Genomic DNA, 26,663 nt, shown 5'->3' with positions numbered 1-26,663 from the left:
AAAGGGCTAGTCGTGCGACGTTTCGCTGGCGTGCCAGCCGCCCAGGGCGACACGGGTGAGCCAGGCCATCAGCACGAACAAGGCGACGCCAGTGAGCGAAATCAGCAGCAGTGCAGCAAACATGCGCGGGATGTTGAGCTGAAAGCCGGCCTGCAGAATCTGGTACGCCAGCCCCGCACCCTGGCCCCCGGTGCCCGCCACAAACTCCGCCACCACGGCGCCTATGAGCGCCAGGCCGCTGGAAATGCGCAGCCCGCCAAAAAAGTAGGGCAGCGCGCTCGGGATGCGCAGGCGCAGCAGCGTCTGCAGCCGCGTGGCGCGGTTGAGCTGGAAGTAGCTTTGCAGGTCAGGCTCCACGCTGCGCAAACCCAGCGTGGTGTTGCTGATGATGGGGAACAGGGCGACCAGTGCGGCGCAGATCACCATGGACGCGGTCGGGTCCTTCACCCAGATGATGATGAGCGGCGCCACGGCCACGATGGGCGTGACCTGCAGCAGCACGGCGTAAGGGAAGAGCGCGGTCTCGATGCGTTTGCTCTGCACAAACAGGAACGAGATGAGCACACCCGCCACGGTGGCCACCACAAAGGCCAGCACCGTGATCTTGACGGTGACCCACAGCGAGCCGCCCAGTGCGGCCCAATCGGTGAACAGCGTCTTCATCATCAGGATGGGCGAGGGCACCAGGTAGGGTGGCAGCTCCATGGCCGTGACCAGGCCCTGCCACAGCGCAATCAGCACAAGGCCGACCAGCACTGGGTAGACCACACGCTGCACGCGTGGCTGGGCCATGAGCGGCGGGCGTTTGGGTGTGGCCTTGGCGGCAGGTTTGGCAGCGACGGGTGCAGGCGCTGAGCGCGGGGCGGCCGAGGGGTGGGCGGTGACCACGGGCGACGCCATCGGTGCGGAAGGGAAGGGGGTGCTCATGCCACGGTCTCCTCGGTGTCCACGCTGGCGCGCAGCAGGCTGTCCTGCAGCAGCTTGGCGTAGCGGCTGAATTCGGGCGACACCATGAAGTCGGCCGTGCGGGGGTAGGGCGCGTCGATGCGGAACTCTTCGACCACGCGACCGGGGCGTGCGGCCATCATGACCACGCGGCTGGAGAGGAACACCGCCTCGTGGATCGAGTGCGTCACAAAGATCACGGTGAGTTTTTTCTTGCGCCACAAGTCGAGCAGGTCGGCGTCGAGCTTGTGGCGAGTGATTTCGTCGAGTGCGCCAAAGGGCTCGTCCATCAGCAGCAGGTCGGGCTGGGTGACCAGGCCGCGCGCAATCGACACGCGCATCTGCATGCCGCCGGACAGCGCTCGGGGTAGCGCATGGGCAAATTTCGACAACCCCACCAGCGCCAGCGCTTCGGTCACGCGCGCATCGGCCTCGGCGCGGGGCACGCCCGCCAGGTCCAGCGGCAGGCGCACATTGGTCTGCACACTGGCCCAGGGCATGAGCGTGGGCGACTGGAAGACAAACGCCATCTTCTTGCCGCTCTCTTCCAGCTGCGCCACGGGCTTGCGCCACAGGTGCAGGCGGCCGTCGGTGGGCTCCAGCAGGCCTGCCACCATTTTCAGCAGCGTGCTCTTGCCGCAGCCCGAGGGGCCAAGCAGGGTGACGAACTCGCCTTCCTCAATGGTCAGGTCCACCGGCAGAAGGGCCTGGGTGCCATTGGGGTAGGTTTTTTCGGCGGAGAGCACCTCCACGGCGGGCGTGGAATAGGTGGCTGGCGTCGGGGCGTGCGCCAGCGGTGGGGAGTTAGCGGGGGATGTCATGGTCGCCTTTCGATGGATGCGGCCGGGCGTGCAAGGGAGCGCACCGGCCGCTGTTTCAGGGCTGTCAGGCTCAGGGCAGAACCTTGAGGTCTTTGACGAACGAAGTTGTGTAGGTCTCGGCCAGCTTCACCTTGGCAGGGTCGATGAGCTTGGCGTCCACCAGGAAGTCGTAGCTGGCCTTGGCGCGTGCGTCGGTCATGATGCCGATGCCCATGGTGGCCGCGTCACCCCCGGTGGCCATGCCCATTTCCTTGAGTTTGGCCACGCTGTAGGCGAGCTGCTCGTCGGTCATGTTGGGGTTGTCCTTCTTGATGAGCGCGTTGGCGGGTGCGGGGTCGGCCAGGTAGCTCTTCCAGCCTTCCATCGATGCCTTCACGAACGAGGCCACGGCGGCGCCGCGGTCCTTCACCGTCTTTTCCATGCACGAGATGGTGGTGGCGTACGCTGGGTAGCCCTGGTCGCTGAACATCAGCGTATTGGCCTTGACGCCCGCCTTGGCAATCGCAAACGGCTCGGATGTCAGGTAGCCCTGCTGCGCGGTGTTCTTGTCGGCCACGAAGGGCTGGATGTTGAAGGTGTAGGGGCGCGTCTGCGAGTCGGTGAAGCCGTACTTGGCCTTGAGCCAGGGCCAGTAGCCGCGCTGGGCCGACGAGGCGATCAGGATGGTTTTGCCCTTGAGGTCTTCGAATTTCTTCACGTCCTCGTGCGCGATGAGCACCTGCGGGTCCTTCTGGAACACGGCCGCCACGTTGACCACGGGCACACCGCCTTCACGCATCTGGATCATCTGCAGGTCGCTCGACCCCATCACGCATTCGGCCTGGCCGGCGGCCATCATCTGCACGATGTTGACCTGCGGGCCGCCCATCTTGATGGTCACATCCAGCCCGTACTTTTTGTACAGGCCCGTGGCCACCGCCTGGTAGAAGCCGCCATGCTCGGCCTGCGCGTACCAGTTGGTCATGTAGGTGAACTTTTCCTGCGCGTGGGCCTGCATGGTGCCGACGGCACCAACAGCGAGCAGCGCGGCTGCACCAAGTTTGGAAAGGCGGGAGGCGGTCTTCATCATGGTGGTACTCCGGTAGGGTGGTGGAGGTGGAACGAAGGGACAACGAAGGGGAAGGCGAAAAGGTTTTGCGGTGGCGTTCGCAGGTTTCAGGCCAGTGCGCTGGAGTGCTCCACGTGGCCGGTGTGATGGGCGCGGCCCCAGGTGGGCTCAGCGCGCGGTGCCCACTGCAGCTTGTGCAGCTCGGTGATGGCGGCAGCCCAGCTCACGGCCAGCGAGTCGAGGATGGCGTGCCCCTGTTCGGCCGTGGCGGGCAGCGGGTCGCCAATGATTCCGCTGGGGCCGAAGTCGCGCGCACTCCAGGCGCAGGCAGGGCGACCGTCGGGCGAGAGCAGGGGCGAGTCAAAAACGGGCGGGTAGTTGACTACCGCACGCTCCATGTGCACGGTGTCGGGGGCCAGCGCCAGCATCAGCGCCGTCTCGGCGTGGCCTGCGTGCATCGCCAGTTTCTTTTCGGTGTCGGACAGGTACTTGCCCGCCACATGTGGCACACGCCAGGTGAAGCTGGGCACCACGATGAAGTCGCCATGGCGCAGACGCAGCTCGCGCGCGCACATCTCCATCACCTGCGGCTGACCGCCGTGGCCGTTGACGAACAGCAGCTTGCGAAAACCTGCGCGGTACACCGACTCGCCCACTTCGTTCATGGTGGCCAGCAAGGTCTCGCCGCTCAGCGTGACGGTGCCGGGGAAGTGCAGGTGCTCCTCAGACTTGCCGTAGGTGATGGGTGCCATCGCAAACGCGGGCACCTCGGCCGGCAGCCTTGCCAGTGCGTGGCCCACCACACCCGCGCTGATCACCGTGTCCACCGCACAGGGCAGGTGCGGGCCATGCTGCTCGGTGGCGCCCGTGGGCAGCACGATGACGGTGTTCTCCTTGTCCGGCAGGTCTGCGATCTCGGTCCAGCTCAGGTAAGGCAGGTAGCGGTGGGGCGGGTTGTAGCCGTGCAGCATGGGTGGTTCTTTCGTGAAGGAAGGCGTTGTCAGCGCAAGGGGAGGTAGGCCGTGGCCTCCACCTCGATGAGGATGTCGGGCGTGGGCAACATGCCGCTCACTTCCACTACGGTGGATGCGGGTGGCTCGCCGGGGAAGAACAGCTTGCGCACGCGGCTGTACTGTGGGAAGTGGTCCAGGTTTTTGAAGTACTGCACCAGCTTGAACACGTCGGACATCTGGCCGCCTGCGGCCTCGATGGTCTGGCGGATGCGGTCGAGCACATACCAGCTCTGCGCGAGGATGGGGCCCTCCTTGATGTCGCTGCTGAACTCGCCCGTGCGGCCAATCAACGTGGCGGCCTCATGCGGGATGTCGTCGTAGCCACGCACGATGCGGCTGGCGGCAGGGTCCACGGCAATGATCCCGCTCAGGTAGATGAAGTCGCCTGCGCGGCGCCACGCGGCGTAGCGGGCCAGGGGCTGGGCGATACCTGGCGCAGGTACGGGCGCAGATGTGGGGCTCATGCGAGGCTCCGTGCGGATTGGGTTGTGGGCACATGCCAGGCAGCCGGTGCATGGCCGCTGGCGACGCGGCCCTGGCGCAGCACCACACGGCTTTGTGCGCGCGATGGAAAGCCCCAGTGGTCGGCCTGCGTGAAGACCAGCAGGTCAGCCACCGTGCTAGGCTGCAGCGGCAGCGCCGTGGTGCCAGTGCGGCCGGTGCGCAGCCAGTCGGCACGGCACAGCGATTCGCTCCATTGGTCGAAAGGTGCATCCAGCTGCGCAGCCAGCACGCCCGTGGCCAGGGCTTCCAGCGGGTCAAAGCTGCCCACGGGGCAGAACGGGTCTTGCACGTTGTCGCTGGCGACCAGCACCGGGATGCCGCGTGCACGGGCCTCCTTCACCAGCGTCAGACCACGCTGGCGCGGCGTGCGGCCGGTGGTGGCGTCCTGCAGCAGCAGGTTGGTGATGGGCAGCGTGACCAGCGTGATCGGGCTTTGTGCCACCGCGTCGAGCGTGGCGAGGGCCGTGGCCTCGTCCTGTGCGGCCAGGGCGCAGGTGTGGCCGCAGACCACATGGCCTTCGAAACCCAGCTCCTTGAGCAGTGCGGCCGTGGTCGCCAAGCCCTGTGCGCCGGGGTGCAGTTCTTCGTCCACATGCAGGTCCACGTTCAGTCCGTGGTGTTGTGCGGCTTCCAACAGGTGGCGCAGCGCCTGCGGGTCCCAGTTGGTGGAATGCACAAAGCCGCCCAGCAATGCGCCGGGGCCGCTGGTGGCCACGGTGGCGGCCAGCCGCAGGGCGGCGCTGCGGTCTGCGTACAGGTGTAAGGGGATCAGGCTCACGCGCTCCAGCGTGATGCGGTCGGCCCAGTCGTGGACCAGTGCGCGCAACACGTTCCAGGCCAGTGGCTGCGCGTCGGGCTCCCACCAGTCGCAGTGGGTGCGCAGGTGCACGGTGCCTGCGTCGTAGGCCCATTGCAGCGCGCGGCTGGCGCGGGCGTGGATGTCGGCTTCGGCCCAGCCCTGGCGGTCCACCATCATGGCCTCGATGGCGCCCAGCAGGCCGGGTTTGACCTCTCCCATGCGCGGCAGGGTGAAGGCCTTGTCCAGGTGGGTGTGGGCATCGACCAGGCCGGGCAACACCAAGGCGCCCGCTACGTCCCACACGGTGCCATGTGGCGCAGGCTGGGTGCCGTGGGGCACCACCTGCACGATGCGGCCCTGGGCCAGGTGCAGGTCGGCCAGTGCGGGCTGGTGGCCCTGCTGCGGCCACGCAGAGGGCAGCAGCCAGCGCGGCAACCGGGCGCGCAGGATGTGGTCGGGAGTGTTGGATGCGTGCATGCCGTGGCCCTTAGAACGTGGTCTTACGCAAAGCGCGCCATCGCCTGGCCCACGCGGGCCTTGAAGGCCGCCAGCCGGGGCGGTGTGGCCACGTTCATGTGGTAGCAGGCGTGGTAGTCCACCCGCGCCTTGCCGCCCGTGAGCAGGCGCATGTAGCGGGTGATGGACTTGCGCGGCGGGTCGCCCATGAACAGGGCCGTCCAGCGGGGGCGCCCGTAAGTGACCACGGCCGAGATGCGCTGGATGTGCGTGAGCGAGGGCTTGACGTTGTGGGGATCGCTGATGTCAAAGGCCACGCCGGGCATGAGCACGCGGTCGAAAAATCCCTTGAGCATCGCCGGCATGCCAAAGCACCAGGTGGGAAAGCAAAACACCACGGCCTCGGCCCAGAGCAGGCGGTCCACATAGCCCTGCACGGGCAACTGGTTGCTGGGCACCTCGTGGTAGCCCAGGCGCTCCTCGCGTGTCATCACGGGGTTGAAGCCCTCGGCGTACAGGTCGCAGTCGTCCACCTCATGGCCTGCGCCGCGAAGCTGCTGCACCACCTCGGTGTGCAGGGCGGCGTTGTAGCTGGTCTCTACCGGGTGGCAATAAATCACGAGGATGCGCATGGCGGGGCTTCCTGGTTGTTGAAGTTCAGAGGTCGAGCGTGAGCGTGGCGCTGTGGCTGCGCGCGCAGCACACGGCGACGTGGGTGGCTTGCTCTGCTGCGCTCAGGCAGCTGTCGCGGTGGTCAGGCTCGCCGTCCAGCCAGCGGGTGACGCAGGTACCGCACACGCCCTGCTCGCACAGGGTTTCCAGCGGCACGCCAGCGAGCTGCAGCACGTCGGCCATGCTCTCGCCGGGGCCAACGGGCAAGCGCATCTGGCTGCGCTCCAGGATCAGCTCGAACGTGTGTTCTGTGCGGGTGGCGCTGGCGGTGTCAGGGGCTGTCTGCATTGTTTGACCATGTGATTTGATCGATTGGTCAAACTGTTGCAAAGGCTGTGCCAGCCACAGAAAACGGTCAAACGTCTTTGTGGTGGATCAACGCGGCCTGAAAGGGGCTTTTGACGCCGCGTGCTGGTGCAAATTGCCCGGGATTCGCCCCTCGGGCACCCGAGGGATGCCCAGAATGGGGCGGGGGCCTTAGTCTGGTGCGAGGCCGCAGCCCAGCAGCACAAAGCTGGTGAGTTCACGCACGATGGGCTCGCGGTCGATGGGCTCGTCGGGCGCCAGGCCCAGCATGATGTGCACCTGCACGCCGTAGTCGGCGTAGTGCTGCGTCATGCCCCAGATCTGCATGAGCAGTAGCGTGGGGTTGACGGCGCGCATGCGGCCTTCGGCAATCCAGCGGTTGATGAGGTCCACCTTCTGCTGGGTGGACTTGACGGCCACGGGCCAGTATTTGCCCAGGTTGCGCCCACCGCCCAGCACCTCGGTGGTGAAGATGCGCGACAGGCCCGGGTTGTCCAGCGCGTAGTCGAGCTTCTTGCGCACGTAGCTGCTCAACACCTTCTTGGGATCGTCGCTGTTGCTGTCGAAAATGAAGGCGCCCGACCAGCCGTTGAGCACCGAGTACAGCAGCTCTTCATAGAGTTCTTCCTTGCTGCTGATGTAGTAGTGCAGCTGGGGCTTGGTCAGGCCCGCGCGCTCGGCAATGGCCTTGGTGGATGCCCCTTTGAACCCATGGCGGCTGAACTCGGCAACCGCCGCCTCGCGGATGGCGGTGAGGATGCGCTCGCGCCCTTGTTTGGCGCGGCCCAGGAGTGCGCCTGAGGCGACATCGGTTTCGGTTTCAGTCATGGACGGGCGGGGTGCGGGATGCGCGGCTTGCAAAAGACAACAGGTAGAAGATAGCGATTTTGCGCGCTACTGCTCGCTTCACGCTTTCCAGAAGCCGATGTGGGGAACGCTGGCCTCCTCGATCAGCGCGGGGCCAATGCACTCGATGGAATGGGGCGATGCTGCGAACACATCGCGGCAGGACAGCTCTGCATCGCGTTGTTCCGCTCGCTCGCCGCGATAGACCCGCAGGCGAACGGCGTCAATGCCAAACACCACGCGACCGATGCCAGACCAGAAAATTGCGCCTGCGCACATCACGCAGGGCTCGGCCGAGGAGTACAGCGTGGCCTTGGCCAGTGCATCGCGGCCCACGCGGGGGCTGAGCTGGCGCACGGCGTTGGTTTCGGCATGGCCCGTGCAGTCGCCGGTTTCGGTGGTGTTGCAGTAGGCCTCGGCAAGCAGTTCGCCGCCTGCGCCCACCACCACGGCGCCAAATGGACGATTGCCGCGCGCTCGTGCCGTGCATGACCAGATGATGGCCTGGCGCAGGTAGGTGCCGTCGGTGTCGTTGATGGACGTGGGGTCGTCAAAACTGGCAGGGCGTGCAGACATGAGCGCGTGCATGGGGTGTCTCCGTCGATGGTGGGTTGGTGGCTGTCGTTGTGCAACGCCGGACTGTCTGCACGCCCGCCGTTGTGGTGCAGGGCGCTATGCATTTGGCATGCCAATCACAATCAGTGACATGTGTGCATGGCTTTCGGCGCGCTGTACACAAGCGCTCTGACTTTGCGCGGGCACAAACGCAAGGCGTTGTGGGCATTCTTCTTGCATCGCCATTGGCAAGAGTAGAAGCGTTCACTGCGTTGCCCCCTGTGCAGTCCTGCACGACGCGATGCCAGTCGGAAATTGCTCTTGAAGCCCGCTGTGCGCACAGCGGTGTGCGCTTGCACACCGGGGCTTCAAGGGTTGAACGGACGGCCGCAGCAGGTGGTGCCAAACGCTCTTGAAGCACCCAGCGGGAGGGCCTTTCTTCCTTCCACTTGTCTTCAGGAGAACTGCATGACCACCACCACCGCCACCTACGACCTCGCCGAGCTGCAAAGAGAAACGCGCATGGGCGCGATGGGCTCGGAAACCGCGAGCCGCGAGATCCGCCGCATCGACCTCAGCCACTTTGCTCAGCGCAAGACCGAGATTGCCAACCAGCTGTGGGACGCCGCAGTCGATGTCGGCTTTTTCCAGATCGTGAATCACGGCATTGACCTGGTCGAGGTGCACAACGCCTTCGCGATGACCGAGCGCTTCTTTGCGCTGCCGGATGCCGTGAAGGCGCAGTACCCGCTCAAGAAGGCGCTCAACGTGGGCTGGGAGAGTCGCGCGCAGGTGCGCCCCTCCACCGGCACACCGGACCAGAAGGAGTCGTACCAGATCACCCGCCCGCACATGGCGGGCCTCTGGCCCACTGACGAGGAGCTGGCGGGCTTTCAATCCACCATGCTGAACTTTGAGGGCCAGTGCTGGCAGGTGGCCATGCAGGTGCTGTCGTGTTTTGCGTGGAAGCTGGGGTTTGACGAGGCCTTCTTTGCCCGCGCGCACGACCCTGCACAGGCCAGCTACCAAAGCACCTTGCGCCTGCTGCACTACTTTGCGACCCCGCCCGAGCAACAGGCCAGCCTGGGCCTGTGGCGCGCAGGGGCGCATACCGACTTTGATTGCCTGACTCTGCTCTTTCAGCGCCAGGGCCAGGGCGGCCTGCAGGTGTGCCCGGGCAAGGAGATGGAGACCCAGGCCTGGACCTCGGTAGAGCCCGACGAGCAGGCCATCACCTGCAACATCGGCGACATGCTGATGCGCTGGAGCGACGACCAGCTGCCCAGCAACTTCCACCGTGTGAAGAACCCGCTGCCGGGTGAATACATGGGCCCGCGCTACAGCATCGCTTTCTTCGCCCAGGCCAACCGCGATGCCATCATCGAAGGGCCGGGCAAGAAGTACCCCGCGATTGCGGCCGGTGACTACCTGAACCAGCGGGTGGCGGCCAACTTCAAGGCCTATTGAGGCGCGATGGATGGCACAGGGGTGGGCGTTGGTCCACCCCGCTGCTGCATTGACGGTCACGGCCGTCGATAGTCTGGCCGGGTAGGTGGTGGCTCAAGCAACGTTGCGTGGAACGCCCACAGCGCTCACCCGGAACACGTTGTCCTCCGGGTCCGCCAGCACCGCCTGCCATTGGCCGTAGTAGGTGGCGTAAGGTGGCTTGATGATCTTCCCGCCCAGAGCTTTTGCCTTCTCGCTGGCAGAGTCCACGGCATCTGGCATGTCCAGCATGAAGGTGGCATAGCCTGTCACACCGCGTGGTGACGGCAAGGCTGCGCCAGGATGCCGGTCGGCCAGGCCTAGCAGGGCATAGGCCTCGGGGGCATTGAAGCCGAGCTGGAAGTGCTCGGTCTCCACCGCCCGGTAGATGGCCGAGCGCGTCCCCGGCGCCTCGGGCAACTGCAGCAGGGCTTGATAGAACTGAAGCTGCGCCTCGATGTCCTGGCACAGCAGGTTGAACCAGAGCCTCATGCCATCACCGCCGCGCTGGCTGGGGTGGTGGTCTGACCCAGGCCGTACGTCTTGCGGTACATGGCCTGCAGGTGCTCGCCCACGGTGCAGGGTGCAAAGCGCGGCGACTCCCCCGCGGGCACGCAGGTGGGGATGGGTACCACCTGGGCCTCGTAGTCGGGCGTGTAGAAGAACGGAATGGAGTGGCGCGGTGCGCCCCCGCTGTGCACGTTGCGCACGCGGTGGGGGTTGGATCGGTACAGCCCATTCGTCCAGCGCGGAATCATGTCGCCCAGGTTCACCACCAGCGCTCCCTCGATGGGGGTGGCAGCCACCCATTCGCCGGTGGGAAGTTTCACCTCCAGCCCGCCATGGTGGTCCTGGGCCAGCAGGGTGATGGCACCCCAGTCGGTGTGCTCGCCCGCGCCAAAGGTGAGCGCATCGGCGCTCTCAGGATGGGGTGGGTAGCGCAGCAGCCGCAGCGTGAGCATGGGGCTCTGGTGTGTGTGGTCGAAATAGTCTTCTGGCAGGTCGAGCGAGAGCGCCAGCAGCTGCATCAGCCGCAGGGCCAGCTGCCGCATGGCGGCGATGTAGGTGCGGCTCTGGGTGGCTAGCTCGGGCAACCCCTCCGGCCACTGGTTGCTGCCGTAGGAGTGGTAGCCGCGCTGCACATACGGATGGTCTGCCGCATAGTCCAGCCCGCAGTAAAAGCTTTCCTTGAGGTCCGGGCGCGCATTGGCGTCCAGTGTCTGCCCACCCAGGCTTTCGTAGCCTCGCATGGCGGGTGAATGGTGCAGCGAAATCGCTTCCTTGGATGCCAGCGGCAGGTCAAAGAACTGCTGCGCCAAGGCAAACTGGCGCGCAATGACGTCCTGCGGCACGCCGTGGTGGCGCACGTAGAAGAATCCCGGGCCCGTGCAGGCCTCGCGCAGTCGGGCGGCCACGGCCATCACGGCGGGGCTGTTCGGTGCGTCCTGCACCAGGGCGCCACTGAGGTCGATGAGGGGGATGCCCATGGCGCGCTCCTGTTCAGGCCTTGAGCTTGCGGTCGGCGGCCAGGGGCAGAAAGCGGTCGGTCCAGATGTCGGCCACCGCCAGGCCGCTCTTGAGGCCGAAGGCGGCCACGGTCTCGTCGATGGTGGCCTGCAGGCGTGCAGGGGTGGCGGCACCCCAGCCGTTGGCGCGTGTCTCGGCCGTCTTCATGGTGCCGTCCACGATGAGCTGCAGGCGCTCGAACTCGATCTCCTCATTCGCCAGAGGCTCGCGGGCCTTGACGGCGGCAGCGCCGGCGCGCGGGTCGGCAATCGCATCGACCCAGCCGCGTGTGGTGGCTTTGACGAAGGCCTTCATGGCGTCCGGGTTGTCCTGCATGCTCTTGGCGTTGGCAATGAGCCCATTGCCATACGACTTGAGGCCATAGTCCGAAAAGCGGAACACCGTGATCTGATCAGGCGTCAGGCCCCGCGCCTTCAGGTTGAGCAGACCGGTGAAGAAGAAGTACGCCGCCGCGTCGAAATCGCCTTTGACGAAGCGTGTGTCGCCGATGTCGGGGGCCACGTTTTCCCATTTCACGCCGCTGCCATCAAAGCCCTGCGCCTTGGCAAAGGCGGGAAAGAGCTTGCGCGAAGCATTGAAGGGTTGGCCCAGGATGGTCTTGCCCGCCAGGTCGGCGGGCTTCTTGATAGCGCCGTCCTTGCGCACCATGACCGAGTTGGGGTTCAGGTCGTACTGGATGGCCACCGCCGCCAGTTTGGACTGCGGGTTGGCGGTGTTGAACTCAATCATGGTCGATAGGTCGGCCGATGCCACGTCATAGGCTCCACCCGCCACCAGGCTGATGGCCGAGGCAGACCCGTTGCCGGTGTCGATGGTGACGTCCAGGCCTGCATCCTTGTAGTAGCCGCGCTGCTGCGCCAGCAAAAAGCCTGCGCCCGAGGCCTCGACCTTCCAGCCCAGGTTGAACTTGAACTTTTGCAGATTGCCCTGGGCGCGCACAAACGGTGTGGCAGACAGAAGGGCGGCGGCGCCGGTGGCGCGGATGAGGGAACGGCGTTGCATGGTGGAGCACTCCTGGTCGTTGGCGGATAACCACGGGGGAGTGAAAAGCCAGGCTTCACACCCCTCCGAACGGGGTGCATGCAATGAACCGACGGGGCGCTGGGGCTGCGAGGTGGGGGCACCGGCCTCCTGAAGACGCACAGTCCTGCGCGCCCGTGGTGGCGTCAGTCCATTGCATGCTTCAAGAGCAATTTCCGGGCGGTGGCCGCTGAACGCTTCTACTCTTGGCGTCTGCGTATTTGCAGGATCTGTGCCATGCCAACCCAAGGAGAAACCATGCCCGAACGCCCCCGCGTGCCGCGCCATGGTGCGCGCTGCACCAGCGTCAGGCGTGCAGCGGCAACTGTGGTGCGGAGCGGGCCTTTAGAGGAACGGGCCCTTAGAGCCAGGGCTTGAGCCAGCCCAGCCCGTCGCTGGTGGCGTGGGCGGCGGCCCCGCGCGCGGGGCGGTATTCGCAGCCAATCCAGCCGTCGTAGCCCAGGCTGTCCAGCAGGTTGAAGAGATAGGTGTAGTTGATCTCGCCCACATCGGGTTCGTGGCGTTCGGGCACACCGGCAATCTGGAAGTGGCCGACATTGCCGGTCGGCAGGTATTGGCGCACTTTCATGGCCAGGTCACCTTCCACGATCTGGCAGTGGTACAGGTCCATCTGCACCTTCACATTGGTGGCACCGATCTCGGCGATCAGAGCATGGGCCTGGTCCTGGCGGCTCAGGAAGAAGCCGGGCATGTCGCGGCCATTGATGGGCTCCAGCAGGATCTGGATGCCGTGCGGCGCAGCCTGCTCGGCGGCGTAGCGCACGTTGGCGATGTAGGTGGCGCGCACGGTGGCTGCATCGGCCCCTTGGGGCACCAGCCCGGCCATCACGTGGATGCGGGGGCATTGCAGGGCCTGGGCGTATTCCACGGCTTTGGCAATGCCTTCGCGGAATTCGGCCTCACGCCCCGGCAGGCAGGCCAGCCCGCGCTCGCCCGCATCCCAGTTGCCGGGCGGCGCGTTGAACAGCACCTGCTGCAGGCCGTTGGCTTGCAGCCGGGTGGCTAGTTCTTGCGCCGGGTAGGCGTAGGGGAAGAGGTACTCCACCGCCTTGAAGCCATCGCGGGCAGCGGCGGCAAAACGGTCGAGAAAGTCCACGTCGTTGTAGAGCATGGACAGGTTGGCGGCAAAACGGGGCATGAGAAAAGGCTTTCTGAGAAAAACGGGTCAGCGGCGCGGTGCGCTGGTGAGCACCTGCGCCAGCCGGTCTTGGTAAAGGCGCGCCAGGCCCACCGTGCTGTGGCCGAGCGTGTCGGCGCTGGCAGGGATCACGTAGGCCTGTGCGTGCGGGATGCGGGCGATGGCTTTGTCCAGCACGCCCAGCTCGGGCGGGTTGCGCTCGTCGTCTGCCGAGTTGATGGCCAGCACGCGCGCAGTGATGCGTTCCAGCCCGGGCTCGGGGTCGTAGTCGCGCGAGGCCTCCCACTGGTAGATGTGGTCGTTGGCATCGCCACGGAATGGGGCTTTGAGGCGTTGCTCCACCAGCGCATCGGCCGCAGCGCGGTTGGGGGCCAGCTTTTGCAGGCCCTGGTTGCCACCGTTGGTGCCGGTGCCAAAGAACACCGATGCAAACTGCAGACTGCGGGGCTGGCGGGTGTAGTTGCCGCCTTGCCATTCGGGGTCGTTGCGGATGGCTTCGACCAGCAGGCGGCGCATCATCCAGTTGCGGCCCGACATGACGGCGGGCAGCGAGGCCATGGGTACGGCAATGTCCATGAAGTCGGGGTAGCGCTGGGCCCACAACCAGGTGTGCATGCCGCCCATGGAGTTGCCGATGATGGCGCGCACATGGCGCACGCCCAGGTGCTCTGTCAGCAGGCGGTACTGCGCCTGCACCATGTCGTCGTAGTTGTAGGCCGGAAAGGCGGCGCGCAGGCCGTCTGACGGCTTGCTGGAGCGGCCGGTGCCGATGGCGTCCGGCAGGATGATGAAGTGCTTGCGTGCATCCAGCGGCTGTCCGGGGCCAAACAGCGTGCCTGCAAAGCCGGGTGTGAGCATGCTCTCCGCCGAGCCATTGGTGCCATGCAGCACCAGCACCGGCTCTCCGGTGGGCTCGCCCACGGTGGAGTAGGTCAGCTTGAGTTCGGGCAAGGTCTGGCCTGTGTGGAAGCGGAAGTCCTTGACGACCCATTCCCCATGCTTGGGGGCGGGGTAGTCCGCAGCCGATACGCCACCGGTGGTCAGCACGCCCAGCAAAACGGGGGCAAAGGCTTTGCGCCAGAAAGAAAGGGTCATGGTTTGTCTCCTTGTATGTAATCTTTCGTCCCCACGCCGTAAGAACCTGTGCAAGCGCAGCGCCCCAGTTACCAGTGCGCTCCAAAACTCTGGCGCAGCTCTTCAATCTGCACGGGGTTGAGGGGCGTGGGATGAGGCCTGCACAGCATCCACAGGCGCGCGGTTTCTTCCAGCTCTTCCAGCACGGCCATGGCGGCAGCGGGTGTGTCATGCCACACGTTGGGTCCCAGGCGCGCCAGCATCACGGCGCGCACGGGGCTGCCCTTGGCGGCATAGCGGCCAATGGTCTGCGCCACCAGCGCTGCGGCAGCCGGGTCGCCAGGCCGGTGGTAGGGGATGTGCGGCACGCGGCCTACCTTCATGACGAAGTAGGGCGTGATGGGAGGCAGCAATTGAGCGTCAGGCCCCAGCGGGCCGTTGGCCGTCATGTCGGCCTGCAGCGAGCAGGCCACCAGATGCGTGCTGTGGGTGTGGATCACGCAGCGCGCAGCGGCTGCTGTCGAAGCCGAGGCCTCATAAATCTGCCGGTGCAGTGCAATGGTCTTGCTGGCCCGGTCGCCCGCCACCTGCCGGCCTTGGGCATCCAGGCGCGCCAGCCGCTCGGGCTGCAGCGTGCCCAGGCAGGCATCGGTGGGGGTGATGAGATAACCGTCGGCCAGGCGCACGCTGATGTTGCCTGCGGTGGCGTGCACATAGCCCCGCTCAAACAGGCTGCGGCCCACGCGGCAGATTTCCTCGCGGGCTTGGGCTTCATCCATGAAGGCGGGGCTAGAGGTCATACCTGCAATTGTGCAAAAGCCTTGGTGAAGAAGTCGGTGCTGCCGAAATTGCCCGACTTCAGCGTGATGTGCAGCCCGTCCTTCGCGTCGGGGGCCACGGCATGGCACCACGGCACGCCGGGGTCGATCTGCGCGCCAATGCGCATTTGCGTGATGCCCAGGGCCTGCACACATGCACCCGAGGTTTCGCCGCCCGCCACGATGAGCTGGCGCACACCGCGCTGCACCAGGCCGCGTGCAATGGCGGCAATGGTGTCTTCCACCATGGCACCGGCCTTTTCAGAGCCCAGTTTGCCCTGGATGGCGCGCACGGCCGAAGGCTCAGCGGTGGAATACACCAGCACCGGGCCGTTGCCAATGTGGCCTTCGGCCCAGGCCAGCGCTTCGGCGGCCACGTCCACGCCTGCCGCAATGCGCAGCGGGTCGATGGCTAAGGCGGGCTTGCCTGCCTTGATGAAGTCCATGACCTGCTGGTTGGTCGCCACCGAGCAGCTGCCCGACACGATGGCCTGAAGCCCTTGTGCAGCGGGCAGGCGGGCGGCCTCGTTGCTGGGGGCCACGCCAAAGTTGCCCGGCAGGCCAATGGCCACGCCCGAGCCCGCTGTGACCAGCGGCATGCCCTTGAGGGCAGGGCCCAGGCGCAGCAGGTCGGCGTTGGACACTGCATCGACCACGGCCATGCGCACTCCCTCGGCCTTGAGTTGATCGATGCGCGCGCGGATGGCGGCCTCGCCCTGTGCGACCACGCTGTGGTCGATCAGACCCACGCGGCTTTCAGTCTGCGCCTGCAGCACGCGCACTAGGTTGGGGTCGGTCATGGGCGTGAGCGGGTGGTTCTGCATGCCGCTCTCGTTCAGCAGCACATCGCCCACAAACAGGTAGCCCTTGAACACGGTGCGCTTGTTGTCGGGGAAGGCGGGCGTGGCGATGGTGAAGTCGGTGCCCAGCGCCTGCATCAGCGCATCGGTCACGGGGCCGATGTTGCCTTCGGCCGTGCTGTCAAAGGTGGAGCAGTATTTGAAGTAGATCTGCTCGGCGCCTTGCGCTTTCAGCCATTGCAGCGCCTCAAGCGACTGGGCGATGGCCTCCTCCTTGGGAATGGTGCGTGACTTGAGCGCGACCACGATGGCATCGGCCTCGGTATCCAAAGGTGCCGTGGGCACGCCCATGGCCTGCACCACGCGCATGCCTGCGCGCACCAGGTTGTTGGCCAGGTCGGTCGCGCCGGTGAAGTCGTCGGCAATGCAGCCCAGCAGTGCACGTGCGCGCGTCATGCCTTTTTCTCCTTGGCTTCGGGCAGGGTGATGCCGGGGAAGATCTTGATCACGGCACTGTCATCTTCCTTGGCAAAGCCTGCGGTGGATGCCTGCATGAACATCTGGTGCGCGGTGGCGGCCAGCGGCAGGGGAAATTTGCTGGCGCGTGCGGTGTCCAGCACCAGGCCCAGGTCCTTCACAAAGATGTCTACCGCCGACAGCGGTGTGTAGTCGCCCGCCAGCACATGGGCCATGCGGTTTTCAAACATCCAGCTGTTGCCCGCGCTGTGGGTGATGACCTCGTACAGCGCTGCAGCGTCCACGCCTTCGCGCAGGCCCAGGGCCATGGCTTCGGCGGCCACGGCAATGTGCACACCGGCCAGCAGCTGGTTGATGATCTTGACCTTGCTGCCGGCGCCCGCCTTGTCGCCCAGGCGGTACACCTTGCCGGCCATGCCGTCGAGCACGGCGCCCGCTGCGGCATAGGCCTCGGGCTTGGCCGAGGTCATCATGGTCATCTGGCCCGATGCGGCCTTGGCGGCGCCACCGGAGATGGGCGCGTCCACATAGTGCAGGCCCAGCGCGTTCAGGCGCGCTTCCAGCGCCACGGACCAGTTGGGGTCCACGGTGGAGCACATCACAAAGGTGCTGCCGGGGCGCATGGCCGCTGCTGCGCCGCCTTGTCCATCGTCGCCAAACAGCACGCTCTCGGTCTGCGCGGCGTTGACCACCACCGACACCACCACATCACTCACCGCCGCCAGCGCAGCCGTGGTGGCGTGGGCGGTGCCGCCTTCGGCCACAAAGGCGTCGGCCACGCCGGGGCGCACGTCGCACACGTGGATGGTGAAACCGTTGTTGCGCAGGGTCTTGGCAATGCCAGCGCCCATGGCGCCCAGGCCGATGATGCCGACGGTGGGTTGTGTCATGTTGTCAGTCCTTCAAAGAATTTCAATAAGAGGGCGCTTAGGCCACCAGCACCCAGAGCAAAGCGGTCATTGCAAAACCTGCAAGGCCCAGCACGGTGGTCAGCACGGTCCAGGTGCGCAGGCCATCGCCCACGCTCAGGCCCAGGTAGCGGGTCACGATCCAGAAGCCCGAATCGTTGACGTGTGACAGGCCCAGGCTGCCAAAGCCGATGGCAACCGTGAGCAGCGCCACTTGCAAGGGGGAATACCCGCCACCCGCCATCGCATCGGCCAGCAGGCCGCAGGTGGTGATGATGGCCACGGTGGCCGAGCCCTGGGCGGCGCGCAGGGCCAGAGAGATGATGAACGCCAGCAGGATGAGCGGCAGGTGAGTAGCGGTGAGGCTTTGCGACAGCGCAGCGCCAATGCCGCTGGCCGTGAGCACCTTGGCAAACACGCCGCCCGCACCCGTCACCAAAATCACGGTGGCGGCAGGGGGCAGGGCGGATTCCATGATGGCGTTGGTGCGTTCACGGTTCCAGCCCTGGTTGCGGCCCAGCAGAAACATGGCCAGGCCCACGGCCACCATCAGCGCAAAGATGGGCGAGCCGATGAAGCCCAGCACGTTGCGCAGGCTGTCGCCCTTGGGCAGCAGCGTGGCGCCGGTGGTGCCAGCCATGATGAGGGCCAGTGGGATCAGGATGAGCGCCATGATTGTGCCCACGCCCGGTGCGCTGCGGGCCTTGGACGCGGTGCTGTCTTCGCTGTTGCCAAAGGCCGCAAACTGCTCTGCTGTGGTGGGCAGCATGGGGTAGCCCTTGCGGTTGAGCCACCCCGACACGACCTGGGACAGCGCCGCCAGCGGGATGCAGATGGTCAGGCCGATGATGGTGATCCAGCCAATGTCGCCCTTGACGATGGCCGCCCCTCCGACGATGCCGGGGTGCGGTGGCACCACCACGTGCGCGGCCAGCATGATGCCCGCTACGGGCAGTCCGAACTTGATGGGGTTGACGCCCGCTGCCTTGCAAAAGCCGTAGACGATGGGCACCAGGATGATGAAGCCCACGTCAAAAAACACCGGGATGGCCAGAACCAGCGCTGCAGCTGTGAGGGCCATGGGTACCCGTGTGGGGCCCAGCAGCTGCGTGAAGCGGTTGGCCAGGCTGGCCGCGCCACCCGAGACCTCGATCATGCGCCCCAGCATGGAGCCCAGCGCCACCAGGATGGCCACCGAACCCAGCGTGCCGCCCATGCCTGCAATCAGCGTGCTGATGATGTCGCCGATGGGCATGCCGGTGGCAAACGCCACCAGAAAGCTCACCAGCATCATGGCCACGAAGGCGTGGACCTGCCAGCGGATGATGAGCAACAGGAGCAGGGCAATGCTGCCGGCGCCGATGCCGAGAAGTGCGAGGGTGGACATGAACGGGGTATCTCCGGGATGGAAGGGGACAGGCCCAGGCAGCCCAAAGAAACAGGGCCTGTAGCGGCCCGGTTTGGGTGCCTGGTTGCACCTCATTTGGTGTGTTTATATGGTTATCATACAAATTATCGCGCACCGTTTTGGTTCGGGTTAACCCGTATGGGCGGGCTGAAGGAGCGGGTGGTGCGGCGCTGTTTGAAGGTTTTTTGGCCCTCTGCGCGCGACCGGTAAGCGATGTAAGCTACTAATTTGATAGCAAATTGCGTGGGGAAGCATCCCCTGATCCGCCTGCGCAGCGGCCATGCGCTGCGGGAGCCGGGCACCCGCCGGGTTCAGAACACCAGCGGTGCGGACGCTGCAACGAGTGGCTGCGCCAGCCGCGCGCCGTCCTGGGCCCAGAAAGCGATGTCGGCCTGCTCGATGCGGGCCAGCGCGTTTTTCATGTGCTGCGCGGCGGCGGCGCGTGCGGCCACCGGGTCACCCGCCTCGATGGCTCGCACGATCTGCGTGTGTTCGTGGGTCACTGCGTCGGCAAAGTCCTCGCGCCGCGCTTCGTTGGCGCGGGTCACGCGGGTTGCGCCTTTCAGGAACTGGGCGAGGTAGTCCAGTGTGCTGATCATGAACGGGTTGCCCGCTGCCCGCGCAATGGCGCGGTGGAACAGCACGTCTTCCTCCACCCCGTCGCGGCCCGCGCGCACTGCGTCGGCGATGTGCTGCATGGCGGCGCGGATGGCGGTGATGTCGTCTTCGCTGCGGCGCAGGGCGGCGAGTTCGGCCACCTCGGCTTCGAGTGCGCGGCGCACCTCCACGATCTGCATCACGGCCTCGCGCGATGCCGCGTGGGGCAGATCAAACTGCAGCGGCTCGATGCCTGGCGCCAGCACGTACACGCCACTGCCCTGGCGCGAGTCCACCAGCCCCAGCGACTTCAGCCGCGAGATCGCCTCGCGCACCACCGTGCGGCTCACCTGGAACTGCTGCGCCAGCACCGCCTCGGTGGGCAGCTTCTCGGCCGCCTGGATGCGGCCCGCGCGGATCTCGGCCTCCAGCGCGCTGGCGACCTGGTCGGACAGCTTGATGCTGGGTTTGATGGCGGAAAAAGGTGACGACATGGGCGAAGCGGACAGAGGTGGCGGCAGCAGTCCCGAGGGACGGCTGACTGTACCCCAAGCGTCAGCGCAAGGCGCCGTGCAGCACGTCCTGCCTGCGCGACCGCGCGCCTGCCAGGTCTGGTCAGATCAATTCGCCACCCTGAGCCGCTGCACCAGCCAGCTCGCCGCGAAATCAAAGTGCTCCCGCATGTGCAGCTCCGCCGTATGCCCATCGTCCCCGTAGACCAGCTGGGTCACGTTGAAGCCGAGCGCGGCCAGAGAAGAGGGCTCCTCCTTGGACACAAGGTCTTCGTGGATCCCGTTCACCATCAGAATGGGTTTTTGCAACTGCCCCCTCGTCGGCGTCTTCAACTGGCGGGAGAGCTGGAAGGTTTCGTAATAGTTGCACATCGTCTGCCGAGGTGTGGTCCGCGGATCCATGTTCGCAAACATGGTGTACGGCGCGACGATCCATGCAGGAGCCACCATGCAATGCGCGCTTCCAAAGCTGGAATCGCTGGGGCCGCCAATGTTGACAACCGCTTTGTAGAGGTCGTTCTTCAGTCCGCCAAGCGTTGCCAGATAGCCGCCCATGCTCCAGCCGTACACCGCCACCCGGCTGGCATCCAGATCACTGCGTTGCTGGATGTAGTCGGCAATGGCGTCGAACATCACATGGGAGTCGGGGTGGAACCCCAGCTGGTTCTCCCCGGTGTCCGGGTTCTCCACAACGATGGTTGCAAACCCACGGCTTGCGAAGTAGTCGCTGTGCCGGATCATCTCTGTCTTCAGGTTGTCGAGGCCGCCAAGGATCACCAAGGTTGGCAGCTTTGCATCGCCGCTGCGGTGGGTGGATGGGGCCCGGAAGTAGCCAATGAACTCTTTGCCGCCGGCCTTGAAGGCAATCCGCTGGAGTGGTTTGCCCAGGGCTGCATAGGCTTGTTCGGTCGCGCGCAGGTCTGCAGCGGGAATACGCTTGGGGATGCGGTTCATCCGCCAGTAGAAAGCCGCCTTTTTGTAGGCGGCCGATGCCGCCAGGTTGTCGCCCTGCTCGGCGGCCACGCGTGCTCTTTCTGCGTGCATCTGCGCGGGCTTGCTGAACGTTGCCTGCCAGGTCGGCTGCGATGGCCCCGCGTGTTCCGGCAGCGCTCCAATGACCTCGTCAAAGGTTCGCGCTTCGATCCCGGCATCCTCCAGCCACCAACAGATGTTGAATTTGAACGAGGGATGCAGGCGAGCGATGCCGCCCGGGTACTCGGCCTGTCCTTTTGCGCAAAATTCGGCCATGCTGTTCGCAGCCCGGGCCGCAGGGATTCCCTGCGCAGCGGACTCTTGTGGTGCGGCGGCTGCCAGCAAAGCAGCGCCGAAGGACATCCATAGTTTCCAAGCCAGTCTGTTCGTCACGATATCTCCTTCAGGGTGGTAATGCGATGGGAGCGTGGCAAGGCACAAGACACGTGTCACCAGGCCGATGAACGGCTGCCGAGGGTGCGTTGCACGCGTTGGGGGTTGGCTGCTCGCGCCCTTTTTGCCGGAGCGACGCAGCCGCATGTCTGGCGCTATCGGTTCGGTATGCCGGGCAGCCAGCCATGGCCTCGGTACCAGGCCACCGTGTCGGCAACGGTTTGCTCGACCGGGCGAAACTTCAGCTGAAGCTGTTGCTCGCTCTTGGCATGATTGAAATGGCTGCGTCCCGCCTCCTTGCGCATCAACCGCACGGTAGCCAGGCTGAGCAGGATGGGCTTGCCGGTGATGCGTGCGTAGAGCTCCTGGACGCTCGCCAGGAGATACAGGAGCGGAAAGGGCAGGTTGCGTGTCGGCGTCTTGATGCCCGCGATCTTTCCTACCAAAGGCACCAGTTCCTGCATCGTCATGTGGCGGCCGGCAGCCAGATAGCGTTCGCCGCGCAGCCCCTGCTCTGCAGCCGCAATCTGCGCATTCGCTACATCGCGAGCATCCACAACGGAAAAGCTGCCGGGCACCAGCCCCGGCAGTTTTCCCAGCACCACGTCGTTGACAAACTGCCCGGAAGAGGTGGGGCCGATATCGGCCGGTCCCCACATCCATCCGGGCAAGACGAAGCTGGCATGCATGTCCGGGTGCGCAGCCAGAAAGGCCGACACAGCTTGGTCGGCCAGTATCTTGCTGCGGTAGTAGTCGTCTTCGGCATCCGCGAGTTCGCGCAGGCAGGTCTCATCCATGAGCATGCCTGGCTCGCCATTGAGCACCGCAATGGACGAGGTCTGGATGAAGCGCCGGATGCCCGCGTCATATGCCCGCTCGATGAGGTCCTTGGTGCCGTCCACATTGATGCGCTTGAGTTCTGCCCAGTGGCTGCCGCCCTTGAAGTTGTCCCGGAAGAACGCGGCGGTGTGGAACACCACGTCGCAACCCTGGAGCGCTTTGGAGAAGGCGGGCACGTCCGCCATGTCGCCCTGCACCAGTTCGACCCCCTCCACCCCTGCAAACTGCTGCTGGCCCTTGGCCTTGGAGCGGACGAGTGCCTTGACGAAGAAGCCGCGCTCGACCAGTTCGCGCACAAGGTTGTTTCCGAGGAGGCCGGTAGCGCCGGTGACAAAAGCGGCCCGCAAGCCCTTGGATTGTTTCATGTCGATTGAACTTCAAAAATCAAATGATCTTTCAGTTTATCGATGGGCAAAATAAATATCAAGTGATATTTGAAATCTGACCCAGCCTGGCGGCACCGGCGAGGGCTTCAGGTCCATCTCGAAAGTTCATGTGATATCTTTGGGCATGAGCCCCACGACAGCAAGAAAGCGCTTGAGCCGAGAGGAAAGCCAAGCGCAAACGCGCGAACGCCTGATCGAAACCGCGCAGCAGTTGTTTGTTGCGAACGGGTATGGGGGCGCGTCCATCCGCGACATTGCGAACAAGGCGGGCTACTCCCAGGGCGCGTTCTATTCCAACTTTTCGAGCAAGGAAGATGTGTTGCTCGAGCTGCTGCGGCGTCACATGACGGCAGAGGCGACGCACCTGTCCCGGGTCATGTCGGGTGACGGAGACGATTCCGAGCAGATATTTGCCGATCTGGATGCCTGGGCTTCCACGCTCAATCACGACGCGGATTGGTGCATGCTTTCTATCGAACTGCAATTGCACGCCAACCGTAGTCAGACGTTCGCCGTGGAGTACCAGAAGGTGTGGGATCGGCACCGCAGCGAGCTGGGCCAGGTGATTGGCCAGTTGTTCCACAAGCTCGGAAGGATTCCGCCTGCCGAACCTGCCGAGCTGGCCGCTGCCTTCATGGCCCTGTCGCATGGCCTGGCGTTGCAGCGGATGAGCACGTGTCCCGATCCCTCGGGGCGCCTCATCATGGCGTTCCTGCGCGGGCTGATTGCAAATGCGGAGCGAGAGAACGCCGGATAGCGGCCGCAAGCCCTGGCGAATTCATCCGCTCGATGCAAGACATCCATTGGGCATCGTTGCTGGCGTGCCGATCGTGGTCTTCTTGCAAGCCTCTCCAGTCTCTCCAGCCTGCTTTGATCTGCTGGACTGCTCTTACTTGGCGGCCGCCGACGCCGCGCATGCCTCACCCATCCCGGCCATGCCCGCCAGCCGCTGCAGGCGGCTGCGCTTGTCCATGCAGTCCTTGTACTCCGCTTCACGCACCTTTTCCTGCGCCAGTTGCGCAGCCCGCGCGCGCTCGGCTTGCAACTGGGCCACACGCTCGTGGATCTGCGGCATCACGGCCAGCGCGGCCTTTTCGCCTTCCACAATGGCATTGGCGCGCTGGCTGAAGTCGGCGGCGCCGATGTCCAGCACCTGCGGGCGGATGATCACGTCGGCCCGCGCCAGCTCGGCCTGGCCCAGCTTCTGGCCCATGATGGCAATCGACTGGTTCAGCGCGCCCAGCATGTTGCCCGGCGTCTGGCCCCGGGCCTTGTTGGAGATGTCCACCGCAATCACGATGTCGGCGCCCAGCTGGCGCGCGGCGTCCACAGGCACCGGGCTCACGATGCCGCCGTCCACAAAGTGGTACTTGCCGATGGTGACGGGCTGGAACACGCCCGGCACGCTGCTCGATGCACGCACCGCCTGCCCCGTGTTGCCGCGTGCGAACACGGTGCGCTCGCCGTCTTCGAGCCGTGTGGCCACCACCACGAAGGGCTTGGCCATCTGTTCCAGCGGCTTGCGGCGCACCTGCTCGTTCACATAGTCTTCCAGCTTCTGGCCCAGCACCAGGCCGCCGGAGGAAAGCTGCAGGTCGCGAATCTTGGCTTCGTCCAGCGCCACGGCCTTTTCCTGCATCTCAAAGGCGTTCATGCCACTGGCGTAGAGCGCACCCACCACGCTGCCCGCGCTGGTGCCGGAGACGACAGCGGGTGCCAGGCCATTGGCCTCCAGCATCTTGATCACACCGATGTGTGCAAAGCCCTTGGCCGCGCCACCGCCCAGGGCGATACCGATGCGGAGGGGGGTCGTTGCGGGCGTGGAGGGCGTGGCGAGGGGCGCGACTTCGCTGCCCGCCCCCGTCTGGGTCGGGGCTGTGCCGCCACATGCGGCCAGACCTGCTGCGGCCCCAAGGGCCAGAAGGCGCAAAAGAATGGTCAAGCGCATGCCTGGTGATCCTGCTGTCGTCCAAACGGGGCGGGCAGTATAGCGGCAGGGTGCCTGCGGCCGGTGTTGTGTGGGGAGTATGCTCCTAAAAAAGGAGCGCTATGCGATTTGTGGGCGGGCAGTGGAGCAGTTTATCGCCAAAAATCGCGGTGCAGGGCTGTGATCTCTTTCGCCAGTGCGGGCACGGGGCCCAGCACCTCGGTGTGGCGCTGTCCGCTCGCAAACACCGTGCGGCAGGGCAGGGCCAGCGTGGGGTTCTCGGGGTGGTCCCCCGTCAGCGCGAGCAGGGCGGTTTCTTCGGCACCATACAGCACGCGGCCGATGCCCGTCCAGTAGATGGTGCCCGCGCACATGGCGCAGGGCTCGAAGGTGGTGACCAGCGTGCACTGGGCCAGGTAGGCGCCGGGGTAGTTGGCCGCTGCTGCGCGGGCCAGCGTGCTCTCGGCATGGTTCACGGTGTCGATGTTGCCCTGCTCGGCCAGCACGGTCTCGCCATCGGGCTCGACCAGCAAGGCGCCGAAAGGGTGGCGGCCCATGTCCATGGCGCGTTGGGCTACGGCATTGGCGCGGCGCAGCAGCAGCGCCACCCGGGCATCGTCCAGTGGCTCACTCACCCTGAGACCCCCGGTGCGCCCACCCCGTGGTGCGCTTTTCAATCCAGCTGAACAGCTCGTACATCACCATGGCCATGGCGCCCACCACCATCAGGCCCGCAAACGCCAGGCCCATCTGCATGGACGAGCCTGCGCTGATGAGCAGATAACCAATGCCTTCGTTCGCGGCGGTCATCTCCGACACCGTGGTGCCGACAAAGGCCAGCGTGATGGCCACCTTGAGCGAGCCATAGAAGTACGGCATGGAGCGGGGCAGGCCCACCTTGGTCAGCACGTCCCAGCGCTTGGCGCCCAGCACGCGCAGCACGTCTTCCAGCTCGGGCTCCAGCGTGGCCAGGCCGGTGGCGATGTTGACCATGATGGGGAAGAAGCTGATGAGAAAGGCCGTGAGGATGGCCGGGCCCACGCCGATGCCGAACCACACCACGAGGATGGGAACAAAGGCTGCCTTGGGCAGGGCGTTGAAGGCGGTCATCAGCGGGTATACGGCGGCATAGGCCAGGCGAGAACTGCCGATCACAAAACCTAACAGCACGCCGACCACGATGGCAATGCCAAAGCCCGCCATCGTGACCCAGTAGGTGCGCCAAGCGTGTGCGGCGATCACGCCGCTGAACTCGACCAGCTGCGTGGCAATGACCCAGGGGCTGGGGAAGAGAAATTCGGGGACGCTGAAGGCCGAACAGATGATTTGCCACAGCAGAATGGTGGCGGTCAGCAGCAGCCAGGGGGACCAGCGCTCTACGGTTTTCTTGTGCATGGTGGGAAGGTCTTCGGGTTACTGCTGGATGGGCGCGCCGGCCTTGCGCAGGGCGCCGATGTGGCCGCGCAGTTCATGCACGATGTCGGTGAATTCCTTGGTGTAGGTCACCTCCAGGTCGCGCGGGCGGGGCAGCTCGATCTCCTTGCGCACCACAAACCGGCCCGGGCTCTTGCTCATCACATACACCGTGTCGGCCAGGAAGACCGATTCGCGCAGGTCGTGCGTGACCAGGATCACGTTGAATTTCTGCTCGGTCCACAGGTCGCGCAGGATGCACCACAGCTCCTCGCGCGTGAAGGCATCCAGCGCCCCAAACGGCTCGTCCAGCAGCAGCATCTTGGGCTCGTGGATCAGCGCGCGGCAGATGCTGGCGCGCTGCTGCATGCCGCCCGACAGCTGCCAGGGGAACTTGTCCTCATAGCCCGCCAGCCCCACCTTCTGCAGCAGCTTGCGGGCGCGTTCTTCGTATTCCTTACGTTTCTGCTTGAAGTTGCTGCGGTAGGGCTCGACGATTTCGAGTGGCAGCAGCACGTTGTCCACCGTGGTGCGCCAGGGCAGCAGCGAGGGCGCCTGAAACGCCATGCCCGAGACCTTGAGCGGCCCCGTCACCGGCTGTCCGTCGATGAGGATCTTGCCCATCGATGGCATCTTCAGCCCCGTGGCCAGCTTCATGAAGGTGGACTTGCCACAGCCCGAGGGGCCCACGATGGCGATGAACTCGCCCTGGCGCACCTGCAGGTCGATGGCCTCCACCGCAAACTGGTTCTTGGCGCGCAGCTCGTCGTTGTAGGCGAGCCAGACATCGCGGAAGTCCACAAAGTAGGAATCAGCAGCCTGCATCAGAGGTCCGTAGTGAGTAGTGTTTGTGCACCGAGGTTGATGCTGGGCGCGGCCCAGGCCAGCGCCCCCGTGCAAGGGCCGCCCCGTCGCACCGGGGGCGTCCCCCTCCCGACTCGCGCAGCGAGTCGAGAGAGGGGGAAGGCGCGAAGCGACTCAG

28 protein-coding genes are annotated in these 26,663 nt (G+C 65.3%); 2 read left to right on the top strand and 26 right to left on the bottom strand.

Annotation, left to right across the window (positions count from 1 at the left end):
• Positions 1 to 6: 6 nt before the first annotated feature.
• The 10 genes from ACODS0_RS01990 to ACODS0_RS01945 form a co-directional block, all read right to left on the bottom strand.
• A complete protein-coding gene (locus ACODS0_RS01990; protein ID WP_082522388.1) occupies positions 7 to 927 on the bottom strand; it encodes an ABC transporter permease in 921 nt (306 codons plus the stop codon).
• Entirely contained in the window at positions 924 to 1,766 is an 843-nt protein-coding gene (locus tag ACODS0_RS01985) for an ABC transporter ATP-binding protein (RefSeq protein ID WP_488832378.1), read from the bottom strand. The genes ACODS0_RS01990 and ACODS0_RS01985 overlap by 4 nt, the downstream gene beginning before the upstream one ends.
• 70 nt (positions 1,767 to 1,836) lie before the next feature.
• Complete coding sequence (locus tag ACODS0_RS01980; protein WP_228896478.1) at positions 1,837 to 2,835, bottom strand: ABC transporter substrate-binding protein; 999 nt, start codon at positions 2,833 to 2,835, stop codon at positions 1,837 to 1,839.
• An 86-nt stretch (positions 2,836 to 2,921) separates the two neighbouring features.
• Positions 2,922 to 3,785 carry a creatininase family protein gene (locus tag ACODS0_RS01975; protein WP_116749125.1) on the bottom strand — a complete coding sequence of 288 codons (864 nt, stop codon included), beginning with the start codon at positions 3,783 to 3,785 and terminating at the stop codon, positions 2,922 to 2,924.
• 29 nt (positions 3,786 to 3,814) lie between these two features.
• Entirely contained in the window at positions 3,815 to 4,291 is a 477-nt protein-coding gene (locus ACODS0_RS01970; RefSeq protein WP_218300429.1) for a RidA family protein, read from the bottom strand.
• Positions 4,288 to 5,607, bottom strand: a complete 1,320-nt coding sequence (locus ACODS0_RS01965) for an amidohydrolase family protein (RefSeq protein WP_488832374.1) — start codon at positions 5,605 to 5,607, stop codon at positions 4,288 to 4,290. The genes ACODS0_RS01970 and ACODS0_RS01965 overlap by 4 nt, the downstream gene beginning before the upstream one ends.
• Before the next feature lie 23 nt (positions 5,608 to 5,630).
• The gene (locus tag ACODS0_RS01960; protein ID WP_488832372.1) at positions 5,631 to 6,218 is read right to left on the bottom strand and encodes an NAD(P)H-dependent oxidoreductase; all 588 of its coding nucleotides are present in this window, start codon (positions 6,216 to 6,218) and stop codon (positions 5,631 to 5,633) included.
• Positions 6,219 to 6,243: 25 nt separating this feature from the next.
• Positions 6,244 to 6,546 (bottom strand): 2Fe-2S iron-sulfur cluster-binding protein, encoded by a 303-nt coding sequence (locus ACODS0_RS01955; protein WP_488832370.1) that lies wholly within the window; start codon positions 6,544 to 6,546, stop codon positions 6,244 to 6,246.
• Between the two features lie 189 nt (positions 6,547 to 6,735).
• Positions 6,736 to 7,392 (bottom strand): TetR/AcrR family transcriptional regulator, encoded by a 657-nt coding sequence (locus tag ACODS0_RS01950; protein WP_218300432.1) that lies wholly within the window; start codon positions 7,390 to 7,392, stop codon positions 6,736 to 6,738.
• A 78-nt stretch (positions 7,393 to 7,470) separates the two neighbouring features.
• A complete protein-coding gene (locus ACODS0_RS01945) occupies positions 7,471 to 7,998 on the bottom strand; it encodes a nucleoside deaminase (RefSeq protein ID WP_488832367.1) in 528 nt (175 codons plus the stop codon).
• A 435-nt stretch (positions 7,999 to 8,433) separates the two neighbouring features.
• Between ACODS0_RS01945 and ACODS0_RS01940 the strand changes: the two genes are divergently transcribed.
• Positions 8,434 to 9,432, top strand: a complete 999-nt coding sequence (locus ACODS0_RS01940) for an isopenicillin N synthase family dioxygenase (protein ID WP_488832365.1) — start codon at positions 8,434 to 8,436, stop codon at positions 9,430 to 9,432.
• A gap of 93 nt (positions 9,433 to 9,525) precedes the next feature.
• Here ACODS0_RS01940 and ACODS0_RS01935 read toward each other — a convergent pair whose 3' ends face one another.
• The 12 genes from ACODS0_RS01935 to ACODS0_RS01880 all read right to left on the bottom strand — a co-directional run bounded on the left by ACODS0_RS01935 (position 9,526) and on the right by ACODS0_RS01880 (position 22,320).
• Positions 9,526 to 9,942: a VOC family protein gene (locus tag ACODS0_RS01935; RefSeq protein WP_488832363.1), complete on the bottom strand. Its 417-nt coding sequence runs from the start codon at positions 9,940 to 9,942 to the stop codon at positions 9,526 to 9,528.
• Positions 9,939 to 10,937 carry an isopenicillin N synthase family dioxygenase gene (locus tag ACODS0_RS01930; RefSeq protein ID WP_488832361.1) on the bottom strand — a complete coding sequence of 333 codons (999 nt, stop codon included), beginning with the start codon at positions 10,935 to 10,937 and terminating at the stop codon, positions 9,939 to 9,941. Before ACODS0_RS01930 ends, ACODS0_RS01935 begins: the two co-directional genes overlap by 4 nt.
• A gap of 13 nt (positions 10,938 to 10,950) precedes the next feature.
• A complete protein-coding gene (locus tag ACODS0_RS01925; RefSeq protein ID WP_488832358.1) occupies positions 10,951 to 11,979 on the bottom strand; it encodes an ABC transporter substrate-binding protein in 1,029 nt (342 codons plus the stop codon).
• A 379-nt stretch (positions 11,980 to 12,358) separates the two neighbouring features.
• Entirely contained in the window at positions 12,359 to 13,156 is a 798-nt protein-coding gene (otnI, locus tag ACODS0_RS01920; protein ID WP_488832356.1) for a 2-oxo-tetronate isomerase, read from the bottom strand.
• Positions 13,157 to 13,183: 27 nt separating this feature from the next.
• A complete protein-coding gene (locus ACODS0_RS01915) occupies positions 13,184 to 14,251 on the bottom strand; it encodes an alpha/beta fold hydrolase (protein ID WP_488832354.1) in 1,068 nt (355 codons plus the stop codon).
• Between the two features lie 68 nt (positions 14,252 to 14,319).
• Complete coding sequence (locus tag ACODS0_RS01910) at positions 14,320 to 15,009, bottom strand: class II aldolase/adducin family protein (RefSeq protein ID WP_488832658.1); 690 nt, start codon at positions 15,007 to 15,009, stop codon at positions 14,320 to 14,322.
• Between the two features lie 17 nt (positions 15,010 to 15,026).
• Complete coding sequence (gene otnK / locus ACODS0_RS01905; RefSeq protein WP_488832352.1) at positions 15,027 to 16,304, bottom strand: 3-oxo-tetronate kinase; 1,278 nt, start codon at positions 16,302 to 16,304, stop codon at positions 15,027 to 15,029.
• Positions 16,301 to 17,215 (bottom strand): L-threonate dehydrogenase, encoded by a 915-nt coding sequence (gene ltnD, locus ACODS0_RS01900; protein ID WP_488832350.1) that lies wholly within the window; start codon positions 17,213 to 17,215, stop codon positions 16,301 to 16,303. Before ltnD ends, otnK begins: the two co-directional genes overlap by 4 nt.
• Before the next feature lie 37 nt (positions 17,216 to 17,252).
• A complete protein-coding gene (locus ACODS0_RS01895; protein ID WP_488832348.1) occupies positions 17,253 to 18,620 on the bottom strand; it encodes a GntP family transporter in 1,368 nt (455 codons plus the stop codon).
• A gap of 332 nt (positions 18,621 to 18,952) precedes the next feature.
• Complete coding sequence (locus ACODS0_RS01890) at positions 18,953 to 19,732, bottom strand: FadR/GntR family transcriptional regulator (protein WP_488832346.1); 780 nt, start codon at positions 19,730 to 19,732, stop codon at positions 18,953 to 18,955.
• A gap of 126 nt (positions 19,733 to 19,858) precedes the next feature.
• A complete protein-coding gene (locus ACODS0_RS01885; RefSeq protein WP_488832344.1) occupies positions 19,859 to 21,115 on the bottom strand; it encodes an alpha/beta hydrolase family protein in 1,257 nt (418 codons plus the stop codon).
• A 155-nt stretch (positions 21,116 to 21,270) separates the two neighbouring features.
• Complete coding sequence (locus ACODS0_RS01880; RefSeq protein ID WP_488832342.1) at positions 21,271 to 22,320, bottom strand: SDR family oxidoreductase; 1,050 nt, start codon at positions 22,318 to 22,320, stop codon at positions 21,271 to 21,273.
• 145 nt (positions 22,321 to 22,465) lie between these two features.
• On the opposite strand from ACODS0_RS01880, the gene ACODS0_RS01875 reads away from it, so the two are divergent.
• A complete protein-coding gene (locus tag ACODS0_RS01875) occupies positions 22,466 to 23,098 on the top strand; it encodes a TetR/AcrR family transcriptional regulator (RefSeq protein ID WP_488832340.1) in 633 nt (210 codons plus the stop codon).
• Between the two features lie 132 nt (positions 23,099 to 23,230).
• Here ACODS0_RS01875 and ACODS0_RS01870 read toward each other — a convergent pair whose 3' ends face one another.
• The 4 genes from ACODS0_RS01870 to ACODS0_RS01855 all read right to left on the bottom strand — a co-directional run bounded on the left by ACODS0_RS01870 (position 23,231) and on the right by ACODS0_RS01855 (position 26,506).
• Positions 23,231 to 24,289, bottom strand: a complete 1,059-nt coding sequence (locus tag ACODS0_RS01870) for a patatin-like phospholipase family protein (protein ID WP_488832338.1) — start codon at positions 24,287 to 24,289, stop codon at positions 23,231 to 23,233.
• Positions 24,290 to 24,420: 131 nt separating this feature from the next.
• Entirely contained in the window at positions 24,421 to 24,903 is a 483-nt protein-coding gene (locus ACODS0_RS01865; protein WP_488832336.1) for a nucleoside deaminase, read from the bottom strand.
• A complete protein-coding gene (locus ACODS0_RS01860; protein WP_055394856.1) occupies positions 24,896 to 25,663 on the bottom strand; it encodes an ABC transporter permease in 768 nt (255 codons plus the stop codon). Before ACODS0_RS01860 ends, ACODS0_RS01865 begins: the two co-directional genes overlap by 8 nt.
• An 18-nt stretch (positions 25,664 to 25,681) precedes the next feature.
• Positions 25,682 to 26,506, bottom strand: a complete 825-nt coding sequence (locus ACODS0_RS01855) for an ABC transporter ATP-binding protein (protein WP_431150328.1) — start codon at positions 26,504 to 26,506, stop codon at positions 25,682 to 25,684.
• Positions 26,507 to 26,663: the final 157 nt, after the last annotated feature.

The organism is Acidovorax sp. FG60, from assembly GCF_057808995.1.
The sequence above is the reverse complement of the archived record's forward strand: the minus strand, read 5'-3'. Positions and strand labels throughout refer to the sequence as shown.

Coding starts and splice junctions, on each gene's coding strand:
- ACODS0_RS01985 (WP_488832378.1), bottom strand. CDS start 1,766: ATGACATCCCCCGCTAACTCCCCACCGCTGGCGCACGCCCCGACGCCA.
- ACODS0_RS01880 (WP_488832342.1), bottom strand. CDS start 22,320: ATGAAACAATCCAAGGGCTTGCGGGCCGCTTTTGTCACCGGCGCTACC.
- ACODS0_RS01925 (WP_488832358.1), bottom strand. CDS start 11,979: ATGCAACGCCGTTCCCTCATCCGCGCCACCGGCGCCGCCGCCCTTCTG.
- ACODS0_RS01860 (WP_055394856.1), bottom strand. CDS start 25,663: ATGCACAAGAAAACCGTAGAGCGCTGGTCCCCCTGGCTGCTGCTGACC.
- ACODS0_RS01965 (WP_488832374.1), bottom strand. CDS start 5,607: ATGCACGCATCCAACACTCCCGACCACATCCTGCGCGCCCGGTTGCCG.
- otnI (WP_488832356.1), bottom strand. CDS start 13,156: ATGCCCCGTTTTGCCGCCAACCTGTCCATGCTCTACAACGACGTGGAC.
- otnK (WP_488832352.1), bottom strand. CDS start 16,304: ATGACGCGCGCACGTGCACTGCTGGGCTGCATTGCCGACGACTTCACC.
- ACODS0_RS01855 (WP_431150328.1), bottom strand. CDS start 26,506: ATGCAGGCTGCTGATTCCTACTTTGTGGACTTCCGCGATGTCTGGCTC.
- ACODS0_RS01915 (WP_488832354.1), bottom strand. CDS start 14,251: ATGACCCTTTCTTTCTGGCGCAAAGCCTTTGCCCCCGTTTTGCTGGGC.
- ACODS0_RS01940 (WP_488832365.1), top strand. CDS start 8,434: ATGACCACCACCACCGCCACCTACGACCTCGCCGAGCTGCAAAGAGAA.
- ACODS0_RS01990 (WP_082522388.1), bottom strand. CDS start 927: ATGAGCACCCCCTTCCCTTCCGCACCGATGGCGTCGCCCGTGGTCACC.
- ACODS0_RS01950 (WP_218300432.1), bottom strand. CDS start 7,392: ATGACTGAAACCGAAACCGATGTCGCCTCAGGCGCACTCCTGGGCCGC.
- ACODS0_RS01955 (WP_488832370.1), bottom strand. CDS start 6,546: ATGCAGACAGCCCCTGACACCGCCAGCGCCACCCGCACAGAACACACG.
- ACODS0_RS01945 (WP_488832367.1), bottom strand. CDS start 7,998: ATGCACGCGCTCATGTCTGCACGCCCTGCCAGTTTTGACGACCCCACG.
- ACODS0_RS01930 (WP_488832361.1), bottom strand. CDS start 10,937: ATGGGCATCCCCCTCATCGACCTCAGTGGCGCCCTGGTGCAGGACGCA.
- ltnD (WP_488832350.1), bottom strand. CDS start 17,215: ATGACACAACCCACCGTCGGCATCATCGGCCTGGGCGCCATGGGCGCT.
- ACODS0_RS01980 (WP_228896478.1), bottom strand. CDS start 2,835: ATGATGAAGACCGCCTCCCGCCTTTCCAAACTTGGTGCAGCCGCGCTG.
- ACODS0_RS01935 (WP_488832363.1), bottom strand. CDS start 9,942: ATGAGGCTCTGGTTCAACCTGCTGTGCCAGGACATCGAGGCGCAGCTT.
- ACODS0_RS01870 (WP_488832338.1), bottom strand. CDS start 24,289: ATGCGCTTGACCATTCTTTTGCGCCTTCTGGCCCTTGGGGCCGCAGCA.
- ACODS0_RS01890 (WP_488832346.1), bottom strand. CDS start 19,732: ATGTCGTCACCTTTTTCCGCCATCAAACCCAGCATCAAGCTGTCCGAC.
- ACODS0_RS01970 (WP_218300429.1), bottom strand. CDS start 4,291: ATGAGCCCCACATCTGCGCCCGTACCTGCGCCAGGTATCGCCCAGCCC.
- ACODS0_RS01910 (WP_488832658.1), bottom strand. CDS start 15,009: ATGGATGAAGCCCAAGCCCGCGAGGAAATCTGCCGCGTGGGCCGCAGC.
- ACODS0_RS01975 (WP_116749125.1), bottom strand. CDS start 3,785: ATGCTGCACGGCTACAACCCGCCCCACCGCTACCTGCCTTACCTGAGC.
- ACODS0_RS01895 (WP_488832348.1), bottom strand. CDS start 18,620: ATGTCCACCCTCGCACTTCTCGGCATCGGCGCCGGCAGCATTGCCCTG.
- ACODS0_RS01875 (WP_488832340.1), top strand. CDS start 22,466: ATGAGCCCCACGACAGCAAGAAAGCGCTTGAGCCGAGAGGAAAGCCAA.
- ACODS0_RS01960 (WP_488832372.1), bottom strand. CDS start 6,218: ATGCGCATCCTCGTGATTTATTGCCACCCGGTAGAGACCAGCTACAAC.